The organism is Streptomyces sp., assembly GCF_031178505.1.
GTDB classification, from domain to species: Bacteria; Actinomycetota; Actinomycetes; order Streptomycetales; family Streptomycetaceae; genus Streptomyces; species Streptomyces gulbargensis.
In genome coordinates this window covers 1-3626 of the sequence record NZ_JAPSIW010000705.1, presented here as the reverse complement: position 1 = coordinate 3626, position 3626 = coordinate 1, and the positions used below count along the sequence as shown (strand labels likewise).

4 protein-coding genes and 1 tRNA gene are annotated in these 3626 nt (G+C 73.0%); 4 read left to right on the top strand and 1 reads right to left on the bottom strand.

Annotation, left to right across the window (positions count from 1 at the left end):
* Positions 1–110: 110 nt before the first annotated feature.
* Together RIF68_RS30830 and RIF68_RS30825 are read left to right on the top strand one after the other, a co-directional pair.
* Positions 111–184 (top strand) — tRNA-Ile (locus RIF68_RS30830).
* Between the two features lie 142 nt (positions 185–326).
* The gene (locus RIF68_RS30825; protein WP_309054563.1) at positions 327–557 is read left to right on the top strand and encodes a hypothetical protein; all 231 of its coding nucleotides are present in this window, start codon (positions 327–329) and stop codon (positions 555–557) included.
* On the opposite strand, the gene RIF68_RS30820 is transcribed toward RIF68_RS30825, so the two are convergent.
* Positions 524–1102: a M23 family metallopeptidase gene (locus RIF68_RS30820; RefSeq protein WP_309054562.1), complete on the bottom strand. Its 579-nt coding sequence runs from the start codon at positions 1100–1102 to the stop codon at positions 524–526. The genes RIF68_RS30825 and RIF68_RS30820 overlap by 34 nt on opposite strands.
* Before the next feature lie 441 nt (positions 1103–1543).
* Here RIF68_RS30820 and rpsB point away from each other — a divergent pair, with 441 nt between their 5' ends.
* Together rpsB and tsf are read left to right on the top strand one after the other, a co-directional pair.
* Positions 1544–2455 carry a 30S ribosomal protein S2 gene (rpsB, locus tag RIF68_RS30815; RefSeq protein WP_309054561.1) on the top strand — a complete coding sequence of 304 codons (912 nt, stop codon included), beginning with the start codon at positions 1544–1546 and terminating at the stop codon, positions 2453–2455.
* A 106-nt stretch (positions 2456–2561) separates the two neighbouring features.
* Positions 2562–3392 (top strand): translation elongation factor Ts, encoded by an 831-nt coding sequence (gene tsf, locus RIF68_RS30810; RefSeq protein ID WP_309054560.1) that lies wholly within the window; start codon positions 2562–2564, stop codon positions 3390–3392.
* Positions 3393–3626 lie beyond the last annotated feature (234 nt).

Below are 3626 nucleotides of genomic sequence, written 5' to 3'. Positions count from 1 at the left end.
GAACAGTCCGATCACGGGTCGGCCGGAACCGGGCGGACGCGCCGGCTGCGGACCCGACTGGGCGCGCTCGTACGGTAACGTGGTCTGCGCCGCCGGCCCCGCACCGGCGCGGGGCCGTAGCTCAGCTGGTCAGAGCAGAGGACTCATAATCCTTCGGTCGTGGGTTCAAGCCCCACCGGCCCTACCCTCCACCACGGCGCCCCGCCCACCGTGCCCCGGCCGGTGGGCGGGGCACTCTTGCACCCGTCCCGGCGGGATGCGCGGCGCACCCCGATGTGGTGCACTGGTGCTCCGATGCACGCACCACCGACCGGAAGGACGCCGAGATGAACCGCCGCACGCTGTGGAGCTCCGTCTGCGCCACGGTCCTCGCCCTGACCGCGCTGACCGGCTGCGACCTCAGTGCCGAGGAGGTCGAGCAGGGCGCCGACAACGTCCAGCAGGAGGTCGAGCAGGGCGCCGAAGAGGTCCAGCAGGGCGCCGAGGAGGGCCTCCAGCAGGTCGAGCAGGGCGTCGAGGACGCTCAGGGCGGCGACGGGGGCGACGGCAACCGCTGAGCCGCCGCACGCAGCCGGTCGGGGACGGGCAGCAGCACCGACGGCTCCAGGGCGCCGACGAACTGCAGCGGGTTGACGTAGTCGCGGTCCCGCCGCACACCCCAGTGCAGGCAGGGCGCGGCTCCGCAGTGCCCGCGCCCTCGCAGCACGCCCACGACCTCACCCCGGCGGACCCGCTCCCCGCGGACCAGGGTGGACTCGACGGGCTCGAAGCTCGAGCGCAGGCCGTTCCCGTGGTCCAGCGTGAGCACCGGGCGGTCCACCACGAACCCCACGAAGCTCACGGTGCCGTCCTCCGGTGAGCGGACGGACGCCCCCGCCGCGGCGTCCAGGTCGACCCCGCGGTGCCCCCGCCCCCAGCGCTGCTCGGGGGGCGCCCAGCCGCCCACCACGGCGGGCCGCGGCGACAGCGGCCACGCCCAGCCCGGCGCTCCGGAGGCCGGCGGTGCCGCCCCGAGGACGGCGACGAGGACGAGGGCCCCGGCGGTGGCGGTGCAGCGGTGCGTCCAGTGGGCTCGGACTCGCCGGAACGGGACGGTGATCATGGCGTCCACCGTGGACCTCGACGGGGCCCTCCGAGGAGCGCGCCGCGCAGGCTGTGCATGCCGTCGGCCGGCGGCCGGCGGAGGCCGGGCCTGTGCAGGGGCAACGGGGCCCTGTAGTACACTTGATCCCGCAGTGTGCTCTGACGCGCCCGTCGTGGCGTGCCCTCGTGACCACCCCTGATCCGGCCCCGACGCCGGATCCGGCGGCACGCGGGTGAGCGGCTGACTTCGCGCGCAGCGCCGCCGGGAGCTCCTTTCCCGGCCCGGCCGCCCCGGTCCGCGTCCCCGCTCCGGCGGGGTGCGGCACGGCGGCCCGGCAGCGGATCCGTTCCGGTTCCGCTCACCGCTGCGCCAGGGGCTCGTCCGCCGGACGCAGCCGAGAACCGTACCCGCGGGCCGGGCGTCGTCGCACGCCCTCCCGCACGAGAACAAGGAGACGACATGTCCGTCGTTACCATGCGCCAGCTCCTCGACAGCGGCGTGCACTTCGGCCACCAGACCCGTCGCTGGAACCCGAAGATGAAGCGCTTCATCTTCACCGAGCGCAACGGCATCTACATCATCGACCTCCAGCAGTCGCTGTCCTTCATCGACCGCGCCTACGAGGCCGTCAAGACCACCGTGGCCCACGGCGGCACCATCCTGTTCGTCGGCACCAAGAAGCAGGCGCAGGAGGCCATCGCCGAGCAGGCCACCCGCGTGGGCATGCCCTACGTGAACCACCGCTGGCTGGGCGGCATGCTCACCAACTTCGCCACGGTCTCCAAGCGCATCGAGCGCATGAAGGAGCTCGAGGAGATCGACTTCGACGACGTCGCCGGCTCGCAGTACACCAAGAAGGAGCTGCTGCTCCTGCGCCGCGAGAAGGAGAAGCTGGAGCGCACCCTCGGCGGCATCCGCAACCTGACCAAGGCCCCCTCCCTGGTCTGGATCGTGGACACCAAGAAGGAGCACCTCGCGGTGGACGAGGCCCAGAAGCTGGGCATCCCGGTCGTCGCGATCCTCGACACCAACTGCGACCCGGACGAGGTCGCCTTCCCGATCCCGGGCAACGACGACGCCATCCGCTCCGTCAACCTGCTGACCCGCGTGATCGCCGACGCCGTGGCCGAGGGCCTCATGGAGCGCCACAACAAGAAGTCCGGCAACGCCGGGCAGGCCGAAGAGCCGATGGCCGAGTGGGAGCGCGAGCTGCTCGAGCAGCACACCGCCGAGCAGACCGCCGCGGAGGCACCGGCCGAGGCCGCCGCTCCCGCCGAGACCGAGGCCGCCGCTCCCGCCGAGACCGAGGCCGCCGCTCCCGCCGAGACCGAGGCCGCCGCTCCCGCCGAGACCGAGGCCGCCGCCGAGTAGTCCCCGTTCATCGTCCGTTTTCCCCGGTGGGGCACCATCTCCACCGGACGCCGGCCGGGCGCCCGCGCGCGCCCGGCCGGCACCACCGACTACGTGAGGAGTTCACATGGCGAACTACACCGCCGCTGAGATCAAGGCCCTGCGCGAGCGCACCGGTGCCGGCATGCTCGACGTCAAGAAGGCTCTCGACGAGGCCGACGGCGACCTGCAGAAGGCCCAGGAGATCATCCGCGTCAAGGGGCTCAAGGGCGTCACCAAGCGTGAGGGCCGGGCCACGGCCGAGGGCCTCGTCGCCGCGCGCGTCGAGGGCACCGTCGGCTACATGGTCGAGGTCAACTCCGAGACCGACTTCGTGGCGAAGTCCGCTCCGTTCGTCGAGTTCGGCAACAAGGTCCTCGAGGCCGCCGTCGCCGCCGACGCGACCTCCCTCGAGGAGCTCATGGAGGCCCAGGCCGACGGCAAGGCCGTCTCCGAGCTCGTCACCGAGACCGGGGCGCTGCTCGGCGAGAAGGTCGTCGTGCGCCGCATCGCCCGCGTCGAGGGCGAGAGCGTGGCCGTCTACCTGCACAAGACGTCCAAGGACCTCCCCGCCCAGGTCGGCGTGCTCCTGGCCGCCTCGGGCGCCGACGGCGGCCAGGTCGCCCACGACGTCGCCGTGCACATCGCCGCGATGTCCCCGACCTTCCTCTCCGAGGAGGACGTGCCCGCCGAGACCGTCGAGTCGGAGAAGCGCGTCGCCGAGGAGACCGCCCGCGCAGAGGGCAAGCCGGAGAAGATCATCCCGAACATCATCACCGGCCGCCTGAAGGGCTACTACAAGGACGTCGTCCTGCTCGACCAGGACTTCGCCAAGGACTCCAAGAAGACCGTCGGCAAGGTGCTCGAGGAGGCCGGCGCGACCGCCACGGCCTTCGCCCGCTTCCGCGTCGGCGCCTGACCGGTCCCGTCCGGGCGCCGCGGCGCCCTCCGAGGGAGGCGACCCAGCCCCGCAGGGTCGCCTCCCTCCGTCGTCTGCGCCCTCACCTGCGAGGACGCCTGCCCCGTCCGCGGTGCGGGCGGAGGGGCAGGCGGGCGTTCTGTATGCTGAGGGAGGCCCGGCCCCGATCCGACCGCACCCTCACGGGTCCGAGCCCGTCCAGCACCGTCGTCGCCGGGAGGAACCATGCCCACC

Bases quoted from the DNA above. Each gene is read 5' to 3' on its own strand.
- RIF68_RS30825 (WP_309054563.1), top strand. From the start codon at position 327: ATGAACCGCCGCACGCTGTGGAGCTCCGTCTGCGCCACGGTCCTCGCC.
- RIF68_RS30820 (WP_309054562.1), bottom strand. From the start codon at position 1,102: ATGATCACCGTCCCGTTCCGGCGAGTCCGAGCCCACTGGACGCACCGC.
- rpsB (WP_309054561.1), top strand. From the start codon at position 1,544: ATGTCCGTCGTTACCATGCGCCAGCTCCTCGACAGCGGCGTGCACTTC.
- tsf (WP_309054560.1), top strand. From the start codon at position 2,562: ATGGCGAACTACACCGCCGCTGAGATCAAGGCCCTGCGCGAGCGCACC.